The organism is Kitasatospora sp. NPDC001175 (genome assembly GCF_053598215.1).
Map to the genome: position 1 here is coordinate 153072 of NZ_JBSFJU010000010.1, position 22198 is coordinate 175269.

The 22198-nt window shown below is 72.9% G+C and carries 15 protein-coding genes; 6 read left to right on the plus strand and 9 right to left on the minus strand.

What is annotated here, in order from left to right; translation table 11 throughout:
• Positions 1-13 precede the first annotated feature (13 nt).
• The 9 genes from ACWDAK_RS10655 to ACWDAK_RS10695 are packed head-to-tail and all read right to left on the minus strand — an operon-like array spanning position 14 to position 14295.
• The gene (locus ACWDAK_RS10655; RefSeq protein ID WP_344636014.1) at positions 14-1042 is read right to left on the minus strand and encodes a phosphotransferase enzyme family protein; all 1029 of its coding nucleotides are present in this window, start codon (positions 1040-1042) and stop codon (positions 14-16) included.
• Positions 1039-5931 carry an amino acid adenylation domain-containing protein gene (locus ACWDAK_RS10660; RefSeq protein ID WP_427393978.1) on the minus strand — a complete coding sequence of 1631 codons (4893 nt, stop codon included), beginning with the start codon at positions 5929-5931 and terminating at the stop codon, positions 1039-1041. Before ACWDAK_RS10660 ends, ACWDAK_RS10655 begins: the two co-directional genes overlap by 4 nt.
• 28 nt (positions 5932-5959) lie before the next feature.
• Positions 5960-7003, minus strand: a complete 1044-nt coding sequence (locus ACWDAK_RS10665) for a MupA/Atu3671 family FMN-dependent luciferase-like monooxygenase (RefSeq protein WP_344636012.1) — start codon at positions 7001-7003, stop codon at positions 5960-5962.
• A gap of 19 nt (positions 7004-7022) precedes the next feature.
• Positions 7023-7802 carry an ABC transporter permease gene (locus tag ACWDAK_RS10670; RefSeq protein WP_344636011.1) on the minus strand — a complete coding sequence of 260 codons (780 nt, stop codon included), beginning with the start codon at positions 7800-7802 and terminating at the stop codon, positions 7023-7025.
• Positions 7799-8629, minus strand: a complete 831-nt coding sequence (locus ACWDAK_RS10675; protein ID WP_427393979.1) for an ABC transporter permease — start codon at positions 8627-8629, stop codon at positions 7799-7801. Before ACWDAK_RS10675 ends, ACWDAK_RS10670 begins: the two co-directional genes overlap by 4 nt.
• Positions 8626-9669: an ABC transporter ATP-binding protein gene (locus ACWDAK_RS10680; RefSeq protein WP_344636009.1), complete on the minus strand. Its 1044-nt coding sequence runs from the start codon at positions 9667-9669 to the stop codon at positions 8626-8628. The genes ACWDAK_RS10675 and ACWDAK_RS10680 overlap by 4 nt, the downstream gene beginning before the upstream one ends.
• Positions 9666-11999 (minus strand): lantibiotic dehydratase, encoded by a 2334-nt coding sequence (locus ACWDAK_RS10685; RefSeq protein ID WP_427393980.1) that lies wholly within the window; start codon positions 11997-11999, stop codon positions 9666-9668. The genes ACWDAK_RS10680 and ACWDAK_RS10685 overlap by 4 nt, the downstream gene beginning before the upstream one ends.
• Complete coding sequence (locus ACWDAK_RS10690; RefSeq protein WP_344636007.1) at positions 11996-13234, minus strand: radical SAM protein; 1239 nt, start codon at positions 13232-13234, stop codon at positions 11996-11998. Before ACWDAK_RS10690 ends, ACWDAK_RS10685 begins: the two co-directional genes overlap by 4 nt.
• 5 nt (positions 13235-13239) lie before the next feature.
• A complete protein-coding gene (locus ACWDAK_RS10695; protein ID WP_427393981.1) occupies positions 13240-14295 on the minus strand; it encodes a thioesterase domain-containing protein in 1056 nt (351 codons plus the stop codon).
• Positions 14296-14485: 190 nt separating this feature from the next.
• Between ACWDAK_RS10695 and ACWDAK_RS10700 the strand changes: the two genes are divergently transcribed.
• From ACWDAK_RS10700 to ACWDAK_RS10725, 6 genes are all read left to right on the plus strand, one after another.
• The gene (locus tag ACWDAK_RS10700) at positions 14486-15643 is read left to right on the plus strand and encodes a DegT/DnrJ/EryC1/StrS family aminotransferase (RefSeq protein ID WP_344636005.1); all 1158 of its coding nucleotides are present in this window, start codon (positions 14486-14488) and stop codon (positions 15641-15643) included.
• Positions 15640-16953, plus strand: coding sequence for a hypothetical protein (locus ACWDAK_RS10705; protein ID WP_427393982.1), 1314 nt, complete (start codon positions 15640-15642; stop codon positions 16951-16953). The genes ACWDAK_RS10700 and ACWDAK_RS10705 overlap by 4 nt, the downstream gene beginning before the upstream one ends.
• A gap of 50 nt (positions 16954-17003) precedes the next feature.
• Positions 17004-18971: a hypothetical protein gene (locus ACWDAK_RS10710; RefSeq protein ID WP_344636003.1), complete on the plus strand. Its 1968-nt coding sequence runs from the start codon at positions 17004-17006 to the stop codon at positions 18969-18971.
• A complete protein-coding gene (locus tag ACWDAK_RS10715; RefSeq protein ID WP_197084767.1) occupies positions 18955-19644 on the plus strand; it encodes a PIG-L deacetylase family protein in 690 nt (229 codons plus the stop codon). Before ACWDAK_RS10710 ends, ACWDAK_RS10715 begins: the two co-directional genes overlap by 17 nt.
• A gap of 130 nt (positions 19645-19774) precedes the next feature.
• The gene (locus ACWDAK_RS10720) at positions 19775-21196 is read left to right on the plus strand and encodes a glycosyltransferase family 2 protein (protein ID WP_344636002.1); all 1422 of its coding nucleotides are present in this window, start codon (positions 19775-19777) and stop codon (positions 21194-21196) included.
• On the plus strand, positions 21193-22176 hold the full coding sequence (locus tag ACWDAK_RS10725; RefSeq protein WP_427393983.1) for an NAD-dependent epimerase/dehydratase family protein: 984 nt from the start codon (positions 21193-21195) through the stop codon (positions 22174-22176). Before ACWDAK_RS10720 ends, ACWDAK_RS10725 begins: the two co-directional genes overlap by 4 nt.
• Positions 22177-22198 lie beyond the last annotated feature (22 nt).

A 22198-nucleotide genomic window follows, 5' to 3' on the forward strand; every position in this document is an offset into this window, starting at 1 on the left:
CGCTGTGTCCCTCTCATCGGTTCTCGGCGCTCAGGCCGACTTGTTCGAGTGCGGACCGGCTGGGCAGGTTCGCCATCACCTGCCGGACCTTGGTCCGCGCGAGCTCTCGGTGTTCTTCGTGCGCGTCCGCCGCGATCGCGACCGACGCCTGCGTGTACAGGTTGTTGAGGACCGTGCCCAGGTACCCGGAGAAGCACGACAGGTCCCTGACGCGGCCGGGGCCGCCAGCCCGTGCGTACGCTGCCGCCGTGGCGGCGACGCGGTCCGTCCGCGCCCGGCCGTCGGGGGCGTGCCAGGCCATCAGGGCCGCGGCGAGCTCGTGGTCGGCCGAGCCCGGTCCGGCGTTGTCCCAGTCGACGAGCACGAACCCGCCGGTGCGCTCACGCATCACGTTCGCGGGCGTGAGATCGAGGTGGCACATGACCAGGGCGTCCCGGTCCAAGGGGACGACGAGCTCGGACAGCTCCCCGACGGCGGGCATCAGCCGTTCGAGCCCGTCGGCCCACTCGACGCGCTGTGCGCGCAGCGCGTCGAGCAGCTCCTGCCACTGATCCGCGGTCGGCACGCGCTCGAACCTGCTGTCCGGCGCACCGGCGCCCGGGTCCCGCAGAGCCAGCCGGTGCAGCCGGGCCAGGCAGTCGCCGAGCCAGTCCGCGGCGTGCTCGGCGGCATGGTCCGCGGGAGTCAGGGGCCTGCCGTCGATCCAGCTGTAGAGCCGGACGTATACGTTCCCGAGTTCAGGGGGAAGCCGGCAGAGGTAGTCGCCGTCCACGGTGGGCAGGCTCTGCGGGCACCCGACCCCGGCGGCCCGCGCCGCAGTCTCGAACCGGACCCGGCCGCGGATCTCCTGCTCGTCCTGGTCGTCGTCCCAGAACAGCTCCTTGAGCGCGTGCCGGGTGCCGGCGGCCGTCAGCTCCCAGATCCGGCCGCACAGCCCGCGGGCCGTCGGCTCCGCGCCGAGCGCGGTGCCGGCCAGCCCGAACCTTTCCCCCACGTAGGCCGCGGCGGCCGGTGTGGGGGCGAACGCCTGCCGGGTGCTCATCGGCCCGTCCTGCCCAGCTCGGCCGTCATCGACCGCACCGTCGGGAAGTCGAACACGGTGTCCACGCTGATCGCGCCGCCCAGCTTCGCCCGGACCCTGGAGACGAGGCGCAGTGCCAGCAGGGAGTGCCCGCCGATCTCGAAGAAGTCGTCGTCGGGCCCCACGGCGACACCGCCGAGTACCTCCGACCAGAGCGCGGCCATCTCCTGCTCGGGCCCGGTCAGCGGGGCGCGGTCGGCCGCGTCCGCGGTCCCGGCCGACGGGCCGGGCTCCGGCAGCGCCGCCCGGTCCAGTTTGCCGCTCGGCGACAGAGGCAGCTGATCCAGGTCGACGAGTGCCTGCGGCACCATGTAGGCGGGCAGCGCGGCCGCGAGGTGCTCGGTCAGTTCGGCGGAGGTCACGGCGGCGTCGGCCTTGACGACGTAGCCGATCAGTCTGGCCGGGTCGCCCTTCGGCTCGACGGCGCAATCCGCCACGGCAGGGTGGGCGAGCAGCACCTGCTCGATCTCGGTCGGCTCGATCCGGTAGCCCCGCAGCTTCAGCTGCCGGTCCGCGCGATTCAGGAACTCGAGCCCGCCGTCGCTCCGCAACCGCACCACGTCGCCGGTCCGGTAGAACCGGCCGTCCTCGCCTGGCAGGGCGGTGAAGCGCTCCTCGGTGAGTCCGGCGGCGGTGTAGCCGTCGGCGACTCCGGTACCGCCCAGGTAGAGCTGGCCCGGCAGGCCCGGCGGCACCGGCCGCAGCCGGTCGTCGAGGACCCGGGCCAAGGTGTTGGCCAGCGGCGTGCCGATCGGCACTGGCGACTCGCCGCCGTCGAGCCGGTACGCCGTCGACCAGATGGTGGTCTCGGTGGGGCCGTACAGGTTCCAGCACACGGCGGCCCGTTCGACCAGCTCCGCCGCCAGGTCTGCGGGCATCGCCTCCCCGCCGCACAGCGCGGTGAACCGGTTGGCCGGCCACCACTTCGCGGCCACGAGCATGCGCCAGGTCAGCGGCGTCGCCTGCATGACCGTCGCCGAGTGCCGGGCCAGCAGGCCGACCAGCGCTTCCCCGTCCGAGGCCGACCTCTCGTCGGCGATGACCACCTGGCCGCCGGACACGAGCGGGAGCAACAGTTCCAGCAGCGAGATGTCGAAGGCCAGCGTGGTCACGGCCAGCAGCGTGTCGGCCTCGGTGAAGCCGATCCGGGCCCGTATCGAGGCCAGGAGTCCGGCCAGCGCGCGCCGCGGCACTCGCACGCCCTTGGGCCGGCCGGTCGAGCCCGAGGTGTAGAGCACGTACGCCTCGCTCCCGGGGTCGGCGACGTGCTCGGGAGCCGGTCCGGGTTTACCGTTGACGAACTCCTTGTGACGGCCGGGGAACCGGCCGCCGATCTCCGGAGTGGTCACGATGACCTTGACGTCGGCGTCGTCGAGCACATACTCGTTCCGAGCCGCGGGGTGCCGGTGGTCCAGCGGCACGAAGGCGGCGCCGGTCAGCAGCACGCCCACCAGTCCGACCACGGTGGAGACGGAGCGGTCGACGCACAGGCCGACCCGGTGGCCGGGGCCGATGCCGAGCGCGGCCAGCCGGCCGGCCAGCCCGTCGGCCCGGGCCTGGAGTTCGGCGTAGGTCAGCGTCCGCCCGCCCGCCGTGACCGCCGGGGCGTCGGGGCGCGCGGCGGCCTGGCGCGCGATGAGCGCGACGACGTCGTCCGCGACCGGGAAGTCCCGCGCCGTCCCGCTGGAGGCGGCGATGGCCGTGTGGTCCTCGGGCACGAGCATGTCCAGGGCGTCGACCGCCCCGCTCGGATCGTCCACCGCCGAGCTCAGCAGCCGCAGGTAGTGGTCGACCATGCGCTGCGCCGCGTCCTGGTCGATCAGATCGGTGTTGAACTCCCACATCAGGGCGAGCTTCTCCCGCTCGCCCGGGTCGCCCGCCCGGCGCAGCTGCTCGGCGCGGGGGATGACGACGACGTTGAGGTCGAACTTGGCACTGCCGTTGTTGTGCTCGACCAGCGTGCCCCGCGCCCCCGGCCAGTCGAACGACGGCACCGGCGAGTCGTGGAAGCTGAAGCAGGTCTGCACCAGCGCGTTCCGGCTCGGGTCGCGCGGCAGGTCCAACGAGCGCACGACGTCCTCGAAGGGGGCCTCGCCGTGCGCCAGCGCCTCCAGCACGGCGTCGCGGGTCTGGCCCAGCAGCTCCTGGAAGGACAGGTCCTTGTCCAACCGCAGCCGCATGCCGACCATGTTGACCAGCATGCCGAGCAGGTTCTCGGTCTCCGGGCTGTCGCGGTTGGCCAGCCAGGAGCCGATGGTCAGGTCGCGGGCCCCGCTGTAACGGTTCATCAGCACGGCGAACCCGGCGAACATGACGACGAACAGCGACACGCCCTCGTCCCGCCCGCACTCGCGCAGCCGGGCATAGAGGTCGTCGGGCACCGCGACCCGGATAGCCGTGCCGCGGAAGGTCTGTTTGGGCGGGCGCGGTCGGCTCACGGCCAGGTCGAAGGTGCCCGCGCCGGCCAGCCGATCCGTCCAGTACGGAAGCACCTGCCCACGCCGGACGGCGTAGCGCCCCCGCTGCCAGGCGGCGTAGTCGGCGAACTGGACCGGCAGGTCGGCGAGCTCGGGTTCGCGCCCGTCCGCCCACGCCGAGTAGAGCTCGCCGATCTCCCGCCAGAACACCGAGACCGACCAGCCGTCGTGCACCAGATGGTGCTCGGTTTCGACCAGGGCCCAGTCGTCCTGCGCCAGCCGGATCAGGGTCCACACGGCCAGCGGGCCGGTGGCGAGGTCGAAGTCGCGGTCGAACTCGGCGCGGAGCGCCGCGGTCAGCGCCGCTTCGCGGTCGGCGTCCGCGGCTTCGCGCAGATCGCGCTCGTGCAGCGGCACCTCGGCCGGGTCGTGCACCACCTGGATCGGGCCGCTCTCGGAGAGGTGGAAGGTGGTGCGCAGGATCTCGTGCCGCCGGGTGACCTCGGTCAGGGCCCGCTGGACGAGGTCCGGCCGGAGCTCGCCGCGGAAGCGGATGACGCATTGGAAGTGGTAGGCGCGGTCGCCCCCGGCCAGCTGGTCGAGGAACATCACCTGCTCCTGGCCGAAGGAGACCGGTGCCGGCCCGGTGTCGGCGCGCGGAGCCAGCCTCGGCTCCGCGGCCTCGCGCACGGCGGGCAGGCCGGCGAGCGCCTCGGCCATCCCGGCGATCGTGCGCCGCCGGAGCGGCAGACCCAGGGGGATGTCGAGCCCGAGCCGCCGACGCAGCCGGGTGACGAACTGGACGGACAGCAGCGAGTTGCCGCCGAGCTCGAAGAAGTCGGCCGAGCGGTCGGCGACGGGGCGGCCGAGCAGTTCGGTGAGGATGTCCGCGAGCTGCTGTTCGGCACCCGGCCGCGGCGGCTCGGCGTCCGGGCCCGTCCGCGCCGCGGCCGTCGCGGCGAGCGCGGCCCGGTCGACCTTCCCGTTCGCGGTCAGCGGGAGTGCCGCGACCACGTGGATCCGCCGCGGGACGAGGTGGCCGGGCAGCCGTTCGGCGAGCTCGGCGGTGATCGCCGCCTCGTCGGGCACGGTGTGCGGGCCGGGGGTGACGAAGGCGACGACGCGGTCGCGCGCCGTCTTCGGGCCGAGCGCGACGGCGATCGCCTGGTCGACGTCTGCGGCGCCGCGCAGCGCGGCCTCGATCTCGCCGAGCTCGACCCGGAATCCGTGGATCTTGACCTGCAGGTCGCTTCGCCCGAGGAACTCCAGCGTGCCGTCGGGGCGGACCCGGGCCCGGTCACCGGTGCGGTACATGCGCACGCCGAGCTCGGGGTGCCGGACGAAGGCGGCCTCGGTCTGCCGCGGGTCGTCCCAGTAGCCCCGGGCGAGGCCGGTGCCGGTGATGCAGAGCTCGCCGGCGGTCCCGGCCGGGACCGGCGCGAGCGAGTCGTCGAGAAGGAGGCAGCCCTCGCCCGGCAGCGGGTCGCCGTAGGGGATGCTGGTCCAGGACGGGTCGACGTCGCCGATCTCGTAGATGAGGGAGTTGATCGACGTCTCGGTCGCGCCGCCCATGCTCACCACGCGGGCCGCGGGGTACCGGTCGCGCACCCGGTCCGGCAGGCCCACCGGGATCCAGTCACCGCTGAGCACCGCGAGGCGCAGCGGCCCGGGAGCCGGCGCGCCGGATTCGCCCAGCCAGGACACGAGCATCTCCAGCAGCGCCGGCACCGTGTGCCAGAGGCTGACCCCGTGCCGCTCCATGAGCTCGGCCCAGTGCGCCGGGTCGCCCGCACGCTCCGGGTCCGGTACGACGACCGCGCCGCCGGCGGCCAGGGGGCCGAAGATCTCGTAGACCGACAGGTCGAAGCTGAGCGAGGTCAGCGCGAGGGAGCGGTCCCGCGGCCCGACGCCGAAGCGCCGGTTGATCTCCAGCACGGTGTCCGCGACGCCGCCGTGCTCCACCATCACGCCCTTGGGCGTGCCGGTCGAGCCAGACGTGAACATGACGTAGGCCAGGCTGTCCCGGGTGCCCGCGGCCGGTCCGGCCGGCGCGGGGTCGATGCCCTCCAGGGTGGAGACGGCCGCGTCCGCGGGCCAGGCCGCGGACGTCAGCAGCGAGGCCTGCGTGAGCACATGGGAGCAGCGGCCGAGCTCGACCAGCTGCCGGAGCCGGGCCTCGGGCAGGTCGGCGGAGAGCGGCAGGTAGGCCGCCCCCGCCTTCAGGACGCCCAGTACCGCGACGATCTGCTCCCAGCCCTTGTCCAGGGCCACGGCGATCAGCTCTTCGGGGCGCACCGATCCGCGCAGCCGTTCGGCCACGGCCTCGGCCAGGCCGTCCAGCTCGGCGTAGCTGAGCGTGCGGTGCGAGGTGATCACCGCCGGTGCCTGCGGGTCGCGCCGGGCCGCCGCGGCGACGAGTTCGTGCAGTGTCATCGGTCTTCTCGTTTCTCGTTCGGGAGCTTCAGGCGTGCTCACGGGCCAGGTCGGCGATCCGGTGAAGGCCGCTCAGCACGGCCTCGGGCTCGACACCGAAGTCGATCAGGCAGGCCACCTCGTCGACCCCCATGTCCTCGAAGGACCGGAGTGTGCGGCGCGCGGTGTCCGGGGACCCGAACAGGCCGCTGTCGCGTGAGTAACGGTCGAAGGCCCGGCGCAGCAGGGCTTCGCGGTCCGCCTCGGTCAGCTCGTCGATGCCTTCGACGGTCGGCCCGGACGTGCCGGTCAGGTCCAGAGAGCTGGCCAGGTAGCCGCTGAACGGCTCCCGGATCAGCTCCAGCACCTCGGCGTCGGAGCGGCCGATCAGGGTGTGCAGCATCAGCGTGACCCGGCCGCGCGCCGAGCTTCCGTGCCGGGCGGCCAGGGTCTCCCGGTAGAGCGCGATGTTCCGCTTCAGCACGTCCGGGCGCTGGCCGAGCAGGTGGGTCAACAGATTGCCGCCCAGTTCACCGGCCAGCCGGAACGTGTCCGGGCGGCCGGAGCTCGTGATCCAGAACGGCAGGTCCGGCTGCACCGGTGCGGGATAGATCCGGACGCCGACCCGCTCGCCGCCGCCATCCAGCCGGATGACCTCCTCGCCGGCCCACAGCCTGCGCACCACCTCGATGTGCTGCGCCAGCGTGGTCTTGCGCTCCCGGTAGGCGGTCTCGGGTTCGGGGGTCAGGGCGAAGTCCACCGCGTGCCAGCCGGACGCGAAAGCGAGCGCGGCGCGCCCGTTCGACAGGTTGTCCACCATGGCCCACTCCTCCGCGACACGGATCGGATCGTGCAGCGGCAGCACGACGCTCCCGGCCCGCACCCCGACCCGGCGGGTGACGGCCGCGACCGCCGCGCCGGTGACCGCCGGGTTGGCGTAGAGACCCCCGAAGGGATGGAAGTGCCGCTCCGGTGTCCACACCGCGTGCAGACCCGCGTCGTCGGCCAGCCGGGCCCCGTCGAGCAGCAGGTCGTAGCGTCCCTGGTCGGTGCGCGACGCGTCGTCGGCGAAATAGAAGAGGCTGATGTCCACAGGATCTCCGTACGAGGTCTTAGGCTGAGGCACCCGAGTAGCGCCGCAGACCGCGCCGCCACAGGAACCGGGTGAAGGCGAGGCCGGCGGCGGCGAATGCGGCCAACGCGGCCGGGCCCGCCCCGGTCGCCCGGGAGGTGAGGACTTCGGCGGGCAACGTGACGGCCAGGCCGATCGGGATCACGACCGTGAGCCCGATCCGCATCCACCCGGGGTAGAGGCCGACCGGCCAGCGTGCCGCCTGGAACAGGCCCGAGAACAGTTCGGCGACGTTGTCCAACTTCACGAACCAGAACGCGCTGATGGCGATCGACATCAGGAAGCTGTAGATCAGCGCGGCCCCGCACAGCAGCGTGACGGCGAAGACCGGGACCGCCGACAGGCCCACGCCGCCGGAGAGCACCGCACCGGTCGCCGTCGTGGCCAGGCCGATCGCCACGTCCAGCCCCTGCCACACCTTCGACGAGCGCACGCTGACGGCCAGCAGGGCACCGGCGGGCTTGAGCAGCACCGCGTCGAGGGTGCCCTCCTGAATGTCCGTCAACAAGGCCAGTGCGTTGGGCATCACCAGCATCTGGGTGAAGCCGCTGAGGGTGGTGTAGACGCCGGCCAGGACCACCAGCTGGTCCAGGTCCCAGCCGTCCAGCCGCTGGACCTGGCGGAAGACCAGAGCCAGTGTGATCACCGCGGTGCCCAGGGACAGCACGGAGGTGACGATGCGCAGCAGGAAGTTCGCCCGGTACTGCATCTCGTTGAGCAGCAGCAGGCGCAGGTACAGCGCGGCCAGTCGGATGTTCACGCGCCCACCCCGGTGAACCGGCGCACGGCGCGCCGCCAGACCACCGCCACGAGCAGCGCTCCCACGCCGATCCACAGCGCCTGGACGCCCAGCCCTGCCAGGAGCCGCGGGGCCGGGCCGGGTGCGATCAGTGTGTTGATCGGGAAGCTGAACGTCCACTCGAACGGGAACCACCCGGCCGCGCTCCGCATCCACTGCGGCAGCAGTGTGAGCGGCACCAGCCGTCCGGACAGCAGCAGCTCGAACAGGAGGTAGAGCTCGAACAGCGCGCTCGCCCTGGTGGTCCAGAACGTCACCAGCCCGATCAGCCACAGGAACAGCGAGCGGATGACGAACGCCGCCCAGATCGACACCAGGAAGACCAGCACACCGGCCGGGGTCGGATGCGCCGTCGGGTGGAACAGCAGGACGAGCACGGCGGCGACGGGAAGCCACTGGGCGATCCAGACGATCTTGGCCCCGCCGAAGCCGGCCAGGTCGTAGTGGATCGGATGGATCGGCAGCAGCATCCGGCCCGACATCCGGCCGGTGGTGATCCGGTGCTCGAACCCGGCCGGCGCGTAGCCGACGTTCATGTTCCGCACCAGGGTCCAGGTGATGTAGTAGGCCGCCAGGGTGCCCGGCGTGTATCCGTCGACGGATCCGCCCTGGGAGCGGGCGATCGCCGACCACACGACCAGGTAGATCACCGGCTCGGTGAGCATGCCGACCATCAGCAGCAGGCTGCTGGCGCGATAGGTCAGCTGCTGGGTCATCGACTGCCGGCCTGCGGCCGCGTAGAAGGCGCCCAGCGCCCGTACGCGGCCCGCCGCGCCCCCGGCCGTCATGGAGCCGCCGCCGTGGCCGGGGCGCCGCGGCCCGCCGGGTCGGCGCCGTCGACCCGCAGGTCGACCGCGTCCGAGGTGAAGATGTGCTCGATGACGTCCTCGATCGCGGGCCGTGTCACCGTGAGGTCCGTGACCCCACCCCCGGCCAGCAGCCGGGTCGTCACCTCCGGCACCCGTGCCGCCTCGACCCGGACCCGCAACCGCCCGGCGGAAGCGGGCCGGCACTCCCCGAACCCGCTCAGGTCCACGCCGGGATCGGTCGGCGTCACCTCGATGTCGCGGTGCGCGGCGAAGCGCTCGCCGAGCCGCGACAGGTCTCCGTCGTAGAGCACCCGGCCGCAGTGGACCACCACGACCCGTTGGCAGAGCGCTTCGATGTCGGCCATGTAGTGGCTGGTCAGCAGCACGGTCGCGGATCGGGTCCGGTTGTATTCGGCGACGAACGTCCGGATCCGCCGCTGCATGGCGACATCCAGGCCGAGGGTCGGCTCGTCCAGGAACAGCATCTCCGGCCGGTGCAGCAGCGAGCCGACCAGCTCCATCTTCATCCGCTCGCCCAGCGAGAGGTTGCGTACCGGCTTGCGCACCAGGTCGCCGAGGTCCAGCAGTTCGACCAGTTCGTCCCTGGTCTGCCGGAAACGCTCGCGGGGGATCCGGTAGATCGCCCGGTTGAGCTCGAAGGAGTCGACGGCGGGCAGATCCCATTGCAACTGGTACCGGTTGCCCATGACCAGCGCCATGCGGCGCAGGTAGGCCGGCTCGCGCCGGGCCGGATCGTGGCCGAGTACGCGCACCGATCCCGCCGAGGGGTGGAGCAGGCCGGAGAGCAGCTTGAGCAGGGTGGTCTTTCCTGCCCCGTTCGCGCCGAGGATGCCGACGATCTCTCCCGGCTCGACGCGGATGCCCACGTCCTGCAGGGCGTGCACCTGTTGCTTGCGCCGGCGGACCAGGACGCCGACCGCCGAGCGCAGCCCGGCGTCCCGTTCCGCCACGGTGAACGACCGGCCGAGCCCGGACGCCTCGATGGCCGCAGGGGTCACAGTCGGGCTCCCTCGGTGCCGAGCGGGTCGACGAGCACCATCCGGAGCTCGGCCGTGTACGGCGCGCCGGCGGCGTCGGTCAGCCAGGTCTGGCCGAGGTCCGGCAGCATCTCCGAGATCGTCACGCTCCGGCGTTCGGCGGTGTCCGCCGCGGCCCGGCGCACCGCGCGCGCGGTCTGCTCGAGCATCAGGACGCTGCTGAAGTCGGTCAGGGTCGGCTTGCGCTCGGTGTGCACGCGGCAGAAAGTCCGCACCGGCATGTCGTGCGCCTCCCGGAACTTCTGCGCCTCCCGGAACCGCCGGGCCGCGGTCTTGGCGAACGCCCACTCCAGCTCGGCCGGCTCGAAGCTCCAGGCCTCCCGTTGGACCACCAGGCGGCCGATCGAGATCCGCGGCAGGTGCCGGGCCGGCGCTAGCGGGCGGAAAGCGCCCACGATCGCGGCGGAGACCTGCTCGGCGAGCACCTCCAGCAGGTCCCACGGTCCCTCGCCGGTCTTCGAGACCACCACCAGGCGCCCGTCCTCGCGGCACACCTCCAACGCGGCGGACGGGAACACCGGGCCGGGCGCGCCGGTGTCGCTGTCGTGCAGGCACCAGTACCGGAAGTGCGGCGAGAGCAGCGCGGCCGGGTAGCTGCGGGAGTTGACCAGCGGTGAGTCCTTGCTGGGCACCGAATACCAGCGGCGGCCGGCGTGGTCGCGCTCCGCGGCTTCGAGCAGCCGGCCGACGTCCGCGTGCCGCTCCACGAAGGGGCGGGCCTCGAGCGTGTTCGTGGCCAGATGCAGCTCGCCCATCACCGCCGTGAACCGCCCGAGGCGCACCGCGTCCAGCCCGGCCGCGGCGATCATCAGGTCGGGGGAGTGGTGCCGTGCCGCGGACCACAACGGGGCGGTCGCGGGGAACTCCCGGCGGACCGCGTCCCGGATCGACTCGACGGTCGGTTCGTGGCGCCGCGCGCCGTCCGGTAGCTCGAGGATCCGCGCCCACTTGGCCTGCAGCCGGGACACCGCGTCTGCCACCGGCTCCGGCGGCCCGCCGCGGGGCGTCAGCTGCCGGGTGGCCATCCCCAGCAGCTGGGACAACGGAAGGCGGTCGCGGCCGGTGGCGCGGCTGTGCCGGTCGAGCAGGGAACCGAACAGGTCCAGGTAGTTGCGGCCGGCGCGGCCGGCGAACCACCGGGCGCTGTCGGCCACCAGGCCGAGCGGCCCGCCGATCGCTGCCTGCACCGGTCGTCCGATCTCCAGATCCACGTCGCGCCTGGTGTCCTCGTAGACCAGGGTCCGCCCGGCGTACATCTCGCCGTGCCTGCGTACGGCGTCGCTGCCGGTGATCCGCAGGAACGCCTCGTCCAGCGCCGCGGTGGCGGCCATCAGCCGGTCCGGCCGGCCGGCCGCCGCGGCGACCGCGTCCCGGCCGCGCTCCAGCTCGTCGAGCGCGGCGAGCGCGCGCTCGCGCGGCTCTCGGTCGCCGACCAGGGCGAGCCGTTCCCGCAGCGTCCGTTCGGGATGCGCCTCGATCGGACCGCTCAGGTCCATCCGTACCACGCCGTCGTCCAGCCACGGCCGCAGCTCCTCGACGATCGAGTCGACCGTCGAGGTGTCCCGCCGCGCCGCCAGCTCGGCGAGGGTTCGCGATCCGTCGCACATCCGGAGCAGGGACAGGACGCCGGGCGGCAGCTCGACGGGTTCCCGATAAGGACGCAGGAGCCGGTCGTCGTCCACGAACACCCCGCCGGAGAGCACCGGCCGCAGCCATGGACGCATGCCGGGCTGGTCGGACAGTCGCCGGGCGAGCGTGTCGATCGCCCAGTTCTCGAAGTAGACCGTGCGGTCGGCGAGCAGGCCGGGCCCGCCGGCACAGTCCATCGGCCGGTCGGACTCGGTCAACCGGCCCCAGGCGGCCGGGCCGAAGAAGCCGATGGTGTCGTTCTTGACCGTGTACCGCTGCAGGTAGTTGGCGACGAGTTGCAGATGCTTGAGCTCTGTGGTGCGGCCCGGCTCGGCCGGGCGGCCGACCTTGTCCACGGCGCTGCGCACCGCGGCGGGGTTCTGCCAGGCGACGGCCTCGCGGAACCGCGGGTCGGCCGCCACCTCGCGCAGCGAGTCCGCCAGCCGTTCGAGCTCCGCCTTCCACAGCTCGTCGAACTCCTGGTCCGGCAGACCGGCGGCCTGCGCCAGGCCGGGCGCCGAGAGCCGGCCCGCCTCGGTCACCGGGAAGCCGGCGCCGCGCAGCACGACGTCACGCCACACGGCCCAGTCGGAGCCGGCCAGCGGAAGCAGGTGGGAGCGCTCGTCCGTCTCCGGCCACGCGGGCCGTCGCGGCGCCGTCACTGGTCCCCCTCGGCAGCGGGCGCCGGGTGGACGGACAACGGCAGCAGCCGGCTCCCCGGCGGCGCGGTCGCCGGACCGGGCACGAAGGACGCGCACAGGGAGCGGGTCAGCCGCGTCCGGTGCTGCTCGTACGGTTGGTACGACTCGTGGTCGAAGTCCAGGTAGCGGTTGCGGTAGCACCACCGGCAGTCCTCGAACTTCGGGTCGATGTGCTCGCGGCCGGCGCCGTGCTGGGCGCGCAACGACAGGTACTGCTCGTTGTTCCAGATCTCGCGCAGGCCGGAGGTGTTCAGATCGCCGACCAGATGGTGCTCCGCGGGCGAGCCGATCAGGTGGTCGCAGAAGCCCACGCCGCCGCGGTAGTTGACGTACAGGTACATCCACGGATGCGTGCAGGTCTTGTTCGCCGTGTCGTCGTCGGCCCACAGCTCGTCCAGCGCCGTGTTGAGCTGAACGTCCACCTCGGTGGACTCGGTCACCTCCGCCAGTTCGGCGAGCGCGCGGAACACGTCGGGACGGTGGTGCAGCAGCTGGTCCGGATGCCCGTCCGGGAGGGTGATCGGGCTGAGGTGCATGCCGACGCCGAGCCGTGCAGCATGCTTGGCGATGGTGGTCAGCTCGTCGAGTGCCGCGGGCTGCACGGTCACGTTGAGGTGGATGTTGCCGGTGCCCACTCCGCTGGCGTGTGCCTCGTCGACCAGCACCTCCAGGTTGCGCAGCACCACGTTCATGTCGGCGCCGCGGCGGACCTTCCCGAACGTCTCGCGCTCGCCGGCGTCGAAGGACACCGAGATCAGGGCGCCGGAACGCACGAGCTTGCGCCACGTCGCCTCGTGGAACGCCGTCAGGTTGGTCACCATGCGGACCCGGCAGCCGTAATCGAGGGTCTGGTCGACGAACCGGGGGAAGTTCTTCAGAATGGTGCTCTCGCCCCAGCCGCGCAGGTCCACGATCTCGGCGGTGGGGAACAGTTCGCGCGCGATCCGGTCGAACAGCTCCTGACTCATGTTGCGGGAGCGGTCGAACTTGCCGGCCGAGCGGCACATCGGGCAGGAGAGGTTGCAGTTCTCGGTCAGCTCCACGAACAGCACCCGGGGCAGGCTGTGCAGGAGCGTTGCCCGCTGCTCGAACTCACGGAGGTTCAGCTCGTGGTTCTCGACGCGGGCCTCGGTCCACTCGACGTGGCTGCTCAGACGCTGCTGCGCGGGCGGTGCGGACGGAGTGCTCTCGATCATGCCTGTCACGGCCTTTCTGGCAAGGCGTCGCGGACCGCGTCCACGAACTCGGTGCGGAATCCCGGGTCGGGGAAGATCGAGTACTCGTGGTGGTCGGCCTCGACGCGGTGGCGGATGACGCGCCGGGCGTGGGGCTCCCAGTTGCCGACCAGGTCGTCGGCGATGTGGGCGTTGAAGTAGTGCAGGTCTCCGGCGTAGTAGCCGGGGTGGTAGAACCGGTCGGCGCGCAGGGTGCGGGCGAAGACCTCCAGCTGGCGCCGCAGGACCTCCGGTCCGACCGTCTCCGCGAGCACGCGGGCCTCCTTCAGGCTGCTGACGACGCCCGCGTCCCCGACCGTGATGGTGTAGGGCACGTCGACGCCGATCCGGCGGAGCAACTCCTGCAGTCTGCCGCCGATCAGGACCTCCTCCGAGGACACCCCCGCGGCGAGCGAGGGGTCCGGCGGCTGGCTGTCGATGAGGGCGAGCATCGCGACGCGCCGACCCTCCGCCAGCAGCCGGCAGGCGACCTCGAAGGCGATCGCGCCACCGGTCGAGAAGCCGCACAGCAGATACGGCTGCTCCGCCGGCAGCCGCAGTAGCTCCTCCAGGTAGATCGAGGCGAACTCCTCGATGCTGCGGGGCACCTCGCGTTCGCCCTCCATCCCGGCGGCGCGCACGCCGACCGACTGGACCGGCAGCACCGAACGCAGGGTCCTGATGGCCATCGCCGTGCCGGAAGCGGAGTGGAAGTAGAACAGCGAGGGAGCATGCGGATCGAAATCGGCCGGCAGTTGGAGGCAGCGGTCGGACGGCGCGCGCTCGCGCAGGTACGCGGCGACCCGTTCGACGGTGTCGCGGGCGGTGAGTTCGGCCCGGGGCAGCCGGGCGCGGGTCGTCTCGAACAGCCGGTCGGCGATGCGGGCGGCCGCTTCGTCGTCGCCGGATGTGCTGAACGCGGTGTCGATCGAGACGTCGGCGACGTCGAGCTCGTCCGCGTAGGCCTCGGCGACCGCCGCTTCCCACTGGTCCCGGTAAGGCCGCCTCGGGCCCTCCGGCACCGGCGCAAGTCCCTGCTCCACGAAGACGCCAATCTCTCGGATGTTTGGCGAGAACGTTAGGGAAGTCCAGTGATCAAGATCTGACCGCGCTCTGAACGCCGCCGACAGACGGCGTTCATTCCTCCACCAGTGCCCGTGCCTAAGCTCAGCGGCCGGGACGGAGCCGGTTGTGAACCGTTCCCTTCTCACCTTCGAACCCGCTGGGAGAGACGTGTCCGCCGTACGTACGAAGAACTTCCCGTCCTGGCCTCAGCTGGGCCCGCAGGAGGTGGACGCCGCCGCCGCCGTCCTGCTGACCAACGAGCTCTCACAGAACTCCGGCCGTCACGTCGCCGAGTTCGAAGAGGCTTACGCGCAGTGGCATTCGGCGCCGCACGCGATCGCCGTGAATAACGGCACCAGCGCCATCCACCTCGCGCTCACGGCGCTGGGCATCGGCCCGGGCGACGAGGTCCTGGTGCCGGCCTACACCTTCGTGGGGTCCGCCTCTCCCATTGCCTACCTCGGCGCCACCCCCGTCTTCGTGGACATCGACCCGGACACCTACTGCATCGACCCGGCCGACGCCGAGGCCAAGATCAGTGAGCGCACCAAGGCCGTCATCGCCGTGCACCTCAACGGCTACCCGGCGCCGGTCGGGCAGCTGGCGGAGATGGCGCGCCGACACGGGATCAAGCTCGTCGAGGACACCGCCCAGGGCCACGGCGCCGAGATCGACGGCCGCCGGGTCGGCTCGGTCGGCGACGTCGGCTGCTTCAGCTTCTGGCAGGACAAGACGATGACGACCGGAGGCGAGGGCGGAGCCCTGCTGACGGCGGACGCGGACCTGGCCGCCTCGCTGCGCACGCTGCGGGACCACGGCCTGGTGCCGGCCGGCCCCGGGCTGTTCCACCACGCCGTGGTCGGCTACAACTACCGGCTGACCTCGCCGCAGGCGGCCGTCGGTCTCGTGCAGCTGGGCCGGCTCGACGACTTCGTCGCCGCGCGCCGCCGCAACGGCGCCCTGCTCGACGAAGGCCTCGCGCAGCTGCCCGGCCTCTCGCTGCCGAAGGTCGTGCCCGGCGGGGTGGCCGCGCCGTGGAAGTACACCCTGCGGCTCACCACCGACCCGTCCGTCCTCGACGTCGTCACGCTGGTCTCCGAGCTGCAGCAGGCGGGGGTCCCCGCGCAGCGCCGCTACCCGATCCCGCTCACCCGCCAGCCCATATTCGCGGGCAACCCCTCCAACGAGACCTGCCCGAACTCCGACCTGTGCGCGAGCACGGCGTTCTGCCTGCCTGTCCACCCGGCGGCCGAGCCCGAGGACATCCAGGACTGCGTCGACGCCCTGGCCAAGGTGCTCTCCGACCACGGGGTGAGCGCGGCGTGACCACGGCCCCCGAGATCGCCGTCATCGTCACGGCGGACGCCGGTGGTCCCGGCGGGCTCGGCGCGGTGCTGGCCGCGGTCGACGCCCAGGTCCCGGCGCCCGCCGAGCGGATCCTGCTCGGCTTCGGCGCTCCGGCCCCCCTCGAGGTGCCCGAAGGCTGGACGGTCCTGGCCGGTGACTGGCCGAGCCGGGCGCAGGCCCGCACCGCGGGCTGGGCCGCGACGGACGCCCGCTGGGCGGTGTTCGTCGACGCAGTCGTTCCGGCGGGTCTGCTCGCGGCCGCCCAGCAGGCCGTGTGCTCCGCGCCGTCCGACGTCGCGGTGCTGTCGCCCGGCAGCGAGGACGGTGAGCGGGACTACTGGGCGCTGCGCGTGGCCGACGGCATCGAGCCGGCCTCGGTCTGGCGGCGTGCCGCCGCCGAGCTGGTGGGATGGTGGCCGGACCGGTGCGACGGGCCCGCGTCGCTCGACCACGCGCTCTGCCTGGATCTGACCGCCGCCGGCTGGCGCGCCGTCAGCTTCGCGGCACCGCTGCTGCCGCGGTCCGAGGCCGACGCCACGGCTGACGCCTGGCAGAAGCGCTCCCTTGCCATCGTCTCGCTGCACGCCGGGCGCGAGAGCACCTTCTCCCGGTGGGAGGAGGTGCTGCTGAAGACCGAGCTGCCCGCCCGGACCTCGCTCTACGTGGTGGACAACAGCCGCGATCCGGAGTTCACCGAGCGGTTGCGGGCCGCAAGCGTCGGGATCCAGGCCGCCCGTGGGCTCGAGCACCTCGACTTCACCGTCGACGGCACCGTGTACCAGCCGTCGCCGGACGAGTGGTACCTGAAGCGGGAGCGGAATCTGCACGTGGCCCGCCTCTACGCCTCGGTCCTGCCGAGGATCAAGGAGGACCTGATCCTGACGCTCGAGGACGACATCGACCCGCCGGCCGACGCCGCGCGCCGGCTCGTCGAGGAGTACTCGCGCCCGAGCGGCACGCCGCTCGCGGCGATCTCCGCGGCCTGGGACCGGGTCGAGGGGCGCTACGTCTGCGGGGGCAAGGCAGGGCCCGAGGGCGGCTGGGGCGCGCCGATCCCGTGGGAGGAGCTGCCGGACGAGCCACTCGACGTGGGCTGCGTCGGCGGCGCCTGCACCGTGTGGGCCAACGCCGTCGTCTCGCAGACACCGGTGTTGTTCGACTGGGAGGAGACGATGGGCTGGGACGGGCTGCTGTGCACGGGGGCCCGGGAGCGCGGGTTCACCGTCCGGATCCACGGCGGAGTCAGGTGTGTCCACCACACCTGGGGCGTGCTGCGCGGATCGGAGTGACCGTGGCGCAGGGGCAGGCCGGCCCGGTGTCCGGAATCGAGGTGCACGGCGTGACCGGACCCGAAGGCCTGTGCCTGGTCACCCTGCGGGACGGCGCACCGCTTCCGGCACCGGGCGAGGTGGCCGCGCTGCTCCGCGAGCACGGCTATGCGGGCTTCGAGGTGTGCCTGGCCGCCTCCGATGTGGAGCCGGGGTGGGCAGCCGAACTGGCGGCGCGGTTGGGCGAATCCGTGCACGTGCCCGCGCCTGGCTACGTCGTCGCGGACCTGCGCCGCGGCGTCCGGCTCAAGTGGGCGGACGGCGCCGACGAACGGGCCGACGCGTGGCGGTCCCACCCGCCGCACGCCGGCGCCGTCCCCAGGTTCGCCGATCACCAGGACCGGCTGCTGCCCCGCGGCCTGCCGCCGCATCTGGAGCCGGCCGAGGGCCGGCCGGCCGTGATGACGACGGCAGAGGTGCGCGATCAGCTGCGCCGGCTGCTGCCCGCCCGGCCGGCCTGCTCCTACCTGGGCGACCACCGGCTGTTCGACGAGGCGGCGCACCGGGTGGCCCGCCGGCTGCGGGCCGGGCTGCCGCCGCTGGAGACCGAGTACCGGCGGCTGCTCGGCGGCGCCGGGAGGCTGGTCACCCGCGGCGTGGAGATCGAGTTCCACGCCGGCCGCGGTGCCCGGGCGGCGGACGGAACGCTGCTCAGCACCCCGCAGATCGACGCGATCGCCGCACTGCTGCGGGCGCGCGGGCTCGCCCGCGACGCCCGGGTGCGGCAGCACGGCGCCGACCGCGGGCCCGACGGCGCCGAGCCCTACAGCGAGGACCGCCGTACCTGGCGGGTCGAGCTGGAGGAGGCCGAGGGAGACGGCGAAGTCGTCTCGCCGATCCTGCGGGACACCCCGCAGGCGTACGAAGACCTCGTCGCGGTGTGCGCGATCATCCGCGATTGCGGCGGCTACACCAGCGTCCGGGCCGGTGGCCACGTCCACGTCGGGGTCCCCTTCGGCACCGACACCGCCCTGCACGCCCGCCACCTGGCCCGCTTCCAGGCCCGGCAGTGGCTGCACTTCCGCCTGGGCACCTCGATCCGGGCCGAGGCGCACCGGGGCACGCGGTTCTGCCAGCCGCTGCCCGGGCCGCCGCCGGTGGACGCGACCCGGATCAGACAGCTGCGGGACGACCTCAAGCGCCGCCTGGCGCACCCGGCGCTCAAGATCGCCAGGTCGGTCGGCCGGGCCGGCGACTCGATCGAGTACCGGCACGGTGACGCGAGCCTGGACGCGGCGGAGTGGTGGACCCGCGCCGCGGTGTTCGCCGCCGACGTCGTGCTGACCGTCACCGCCGACCGGCACACGCCGTCGCCCCGGGCGTGGGTGCCGGCCGGCGACGGCCGCACGGTGAGCGACCAGACGGTGCTGGCCGCCCGCGACGGGGTCCAGGTGTACCGGCCCGAGCCGCCCGGTGACACCGTCGAGGTCCGGTGCGTGCTCGACGAGTACCCCTGGCCGCGGTTGCGCCGGCACCTCGCAGAGCTCTACCACCTCACCCCGCCGTACTGGCGGCGCCGGCCGGACCCGGATCCGGCCGCGCTGCCGGTGCCGTACGACGTGGCCGCGCTGCTCGGCCGACCCCGCGACGCGCGGCTCGACGAGGAGTCACGGCGGCGGCTGGTCGCGGTGCTCGACCACATGCACGCCGTCGGGGCGCTCTCCTCCGGGACGCCCGAGACGCCCGCGGCCCTGCGGGCCCACGCCGTCGCGGCGGTGGGCCCCGGCCCGGAGCCGGTGGTCGAGCTCGGGCGCCGGCTGCGCGCCTGGGACGCGCTCACCGACGAGCCGGACACGCCGCCGACCTTCGAGGACCTGGCCGCGCTCGCCGCCGTGGGGCCCGAGCCCCTCGCCGCCCTGGCCGGCCTCCCGTTCGTGTCGACCGCATCGATCAGAACGCTGCTCGCCGACGCCGCCGACGGCAGCGGGGGCCCTGACAGCGACAAGGAAAGGAGCCGGAACTTTGAGGAATTTCGATAGCGTGCTGGTGCTCTCGCCGCACGCGGACGACGAGGTGCTCGGCTGCGGAGGGCTGCTGTCCTCGGTGTCCGCAGCGGGCGGCGAGGTGCACGTGGTGTACCTGTCGGTGGACGGGATGGCGCACTACGGGCTGGACGAGCCGGTCACCTACCAGGCGCGGCTGGCCGAGATCGAACAGGTCAGTGCGCTGCTCGGCTTCAGCTACACCGTCGTCCACGGCGACCGGCAGCTCAACGAGCGGCTCGACACGCTCCCCCGCCGCGAGTTGGTCGACGAGTTCCAGGAGCAGCTGGACCGGCGCCGCCCGGACCTGCTGCTGCTGCCCAGCGGCCGGGACTACGACCAGGACCACGCGGCCACCTTCGCCGCCGGCTTCGCCGCGGCCCGGCCGATCGGCTCCCAGTTCGGCAAGTGGCTCGTCCCGCACGTGATGAGCTACGAGTCGTCCAAGATCCAGTGGTCGTCCGAGCCGCTGCCGCTGTCCACCGCGTACGCCGACATCACCGGCCGTCTCGACGCCAAACTGGCGGCGATGCGGGCCTACCGGTCCCAGCACCGGCCCGCCCCGCACATCCGCAGCGAGGAGTCGATCGCAGCGCTCGCCACCCTGCGTGGTGCCGCGATCGGCGTGCGGCACGCGGAGGCGTTCGAAGTCCACCGGACCGTCCTGTAGCCATCGGACGGGATCGACCTGATCCGAGCCCGGGCCGGTGTCGTGTCCGACACGCACGGCCCGGCCCACGCCGCCGACGCCGACCGGCTCCGAGAGGAGCCGACGGCCCCGACCGGAAGGAACCCCAGGCATGGCAGAACCCGAAATCACCGTCGTCATCCCCGCCCACAACCGGACGCGAGCCCTGCAGCACTGCCTGGCCAGCCTGGCGCGCCAGACCCTGGACCCGGGTGCGTTCGAGATCATCGTGGTGGACGACGGGTCCGACGAGCCGGTCGGTGAGACCGTCGCGCAGTTCGCCGACGGTGACCGGATCAGGCTGCTGCGGCACGAGCGCGCCCGGGGCGCGGGCGCGGCCCGCAACACGGGCGCGGCGGCGGCGCGCGGCGGGCTGCTGGTCCTGCTCGACGCCGATTGCCTGTGCCACCCGGACCTGCTGCGCGCCCACCTCGACGCCCAGGCCGGGGGCCCGGTCGCTGTCTGCGGATACGGCGCCGGGCGCGAACTGACCCCGGCGGCATGGCGACTGAAGCTCGGAGCGGACTGGGACTTCTCCGATCCGGACGCCGTCTTCGCACGGCTGGCCCGGACCCCCTCGCTGCACGATCCCCTCACCGAGCTGCTGGCCCGGCCCCGCCCGGCCGACTGGGCGTTCTTCTGGACGCTCAACGCCGCCGTGCCCAAGTCGTTCTTCGACCTCGTCGGCGGATTCGACACGCGGTTCGAGGTCAAGGGCATCGAGGACATCGAACTCGGCTACCGGCTCGCCCGGGCCGGCCTGCCCACGGTCTTCGCCCCCGCGGCGATCACCCTGCACCAGCCGCACGGGCGCGACCGGAACCGCGAGGTGGTGCGCGACCGGCGCAACGAACACATCCTCGTGCGCGAATACCCGAGCCTGGACGTCGAGGCGGTGTGCAGCTACGACATCGCCCACTCCCGCGACCTGATCCCCGCGCTGGAACGGTTCTCCGACCGCCTGGACGCCGCGACCGCGGACTGCGGCCGCCTGGCCGCCCTGGACCGGCTGACCCGCCGGATCACGGACGCGGACGGCGCCGTCCTGCTGGTCGGCGCGCCGCAGGGCTGGCCGGCGGGCCTGCCCGCCCCGGACACCGTGTGCTACCCGGCCGACCTGCCAGACGGCCCGGGACGCCGCCTGCGGCTGCTCGGGACCCGGCTCCCGGGTGCCGGGAAGCACTACGCGCTCGGCGTGATCACCGACTACTGGCGCCACTTCCCGGACGGCACCTTCAGCCGCGTGCTGGCCGAGATGGACCGGGTCTGCCGGGAGGTGTTCGTCCTGTCCGGCGTGAGCACCGCGCCGGTGCCCGCGCCGGACCCCGAACTGAGCGAGGCGCTGGCGGCGTACGACCGCCCGTACTGGGAGTCCACCACACCGCTCCGCCGGGAACTGCACCAGTTCGACCTGACCGAGGACGAGCCCGGCACCTCCGGACCGGCGGCGTTCCGCTGCACACCGATTCCCTGGCCGATGACCGAACTGACCGATGTGGGCGTGCCCGCGGGTGAGGAACTTGTACCGCGATGAGAAGCCTCGTGACCGGAGGAGCCGGATTCATCGGCTCCCATCTGACCGAACACCTGCTGGCGGCCGGGGACGAAGTCGTCGTCCTCGACAACCTGACCACCGGGAGCATGGCCAATCTGGCGTCGGTGCGCAGGCACCCGCGCCTGCGCACCGTCACCGGCTCCGTCTGCGACGAGGCACTGGTGCGACGCGAGGTCGCCACGGTTGACCGGGTGTTCCACCTCGGCGCCCTGGTCGGGGTGTTCAACATCCTCGAGGACCCGCTCGGCGGACTGCGGACCAACATCCGCGGCGCCGAGAGCGTCCTCGCCGCCGCGCACGAACACGACGTGCCGATCCTGATGGCGTCGAGCAGCGAGGTGTACGGCAAGAACAGCAAGCCGCGGCTGACCGAGCAGGACGACCAGATCCTGGGCCCGCCCCAGCTGAGCCGCTGGACGTATGCGGAGGCCAAAGCTGTCGCGGAGTCGCTGACCTACGGCTACGTGGCCAAGCACGCGCTGCGGGCGGTCACGGTGCGGCTGTTCAACACGGTGGGGCCGCGGCAGACCGGACGCTACGGCATGGTCGTCCCGCGGTTCGTCGGCCAGGCGCTGGCGGGCGATCCGCTGACGGTCTACGGCGGCGGGGCGCAGCGGCGCTGCTTCTGCCACGTGCTCGACATCGTCCCGGCGCTCGTCGCGCTGCTCGAGGACGAGACCGCCCACGGCGGGACGTTCAACCTGGGCGGCCTCGAACAGGTGGACATCGCCGAGCTGGCCCGGCGGGTCGTCGCCGTCACGCAGTCGTCGAGCGAGATCGTGCATGTCGAGTACCAGCAGGCCTACGAGACCTACGGCCCAGGCTTCGAGGAGGTGCCCAGCCGCGCGCCCGACTGCGCCAAGGCCTTCGCGCAGATCGGTTACCGGCCGCGCCACGACCTGGCCACGATCGTCGCCGACGTGGCGGCGTATCAGCGCGCGGCGTCGGTGCTCGTGTAGGGGACCGGTGCGACGTGCTTCG

Bases quoted from the DNA above. Each gene is read 5' to 3' on its own strand.
- ACWDAK_RS10655 (WP_344636014.1), bottom strand. From the start codon at position 1,042: ATGAGCACCCGGCAGGCGTTCGCCCCCACACCGGCCGCCGCGGCCTAC.
- ACWDAK_RS10720 (WP_344636002.1), top strand. From the start codon at position 19,775: ATGGCAGAACCCGAAATCACCGTCGTCATCCCCGCCCACAACCGGACG.
- ACWDAK_RS10725 (WP_427393983.1), top strand. From the start codon at position 21,193: ATGAGAAGCCTCGTGACCGGAGGAGCCGGATTCATCGGCTCCCATCTG.
- ACWDAK_RS10690 (WP_344636007.1), bottom strand. From the start codon at position 13,234: ATGATCGAGAGCACTCCGTCCGCACCGCCCGCGCAGCAGCGTCTGAGC.
- ACWDAK_RS10660 (WP_427393978.1), bottom strand. From the start codon at position 5,931: ATGACACTGCACGAACTCGTCGCCGCGGCGGCCCGGCGCGACCCGCAG.
- ACWDAK_RS10675 (WP_427393979.1), bottom strand. From the start codon at position 8,629: ATGACGGCCGGGGGCGCGGCGGGCCGCGTACGGGCGCTGGGCGCCTTC.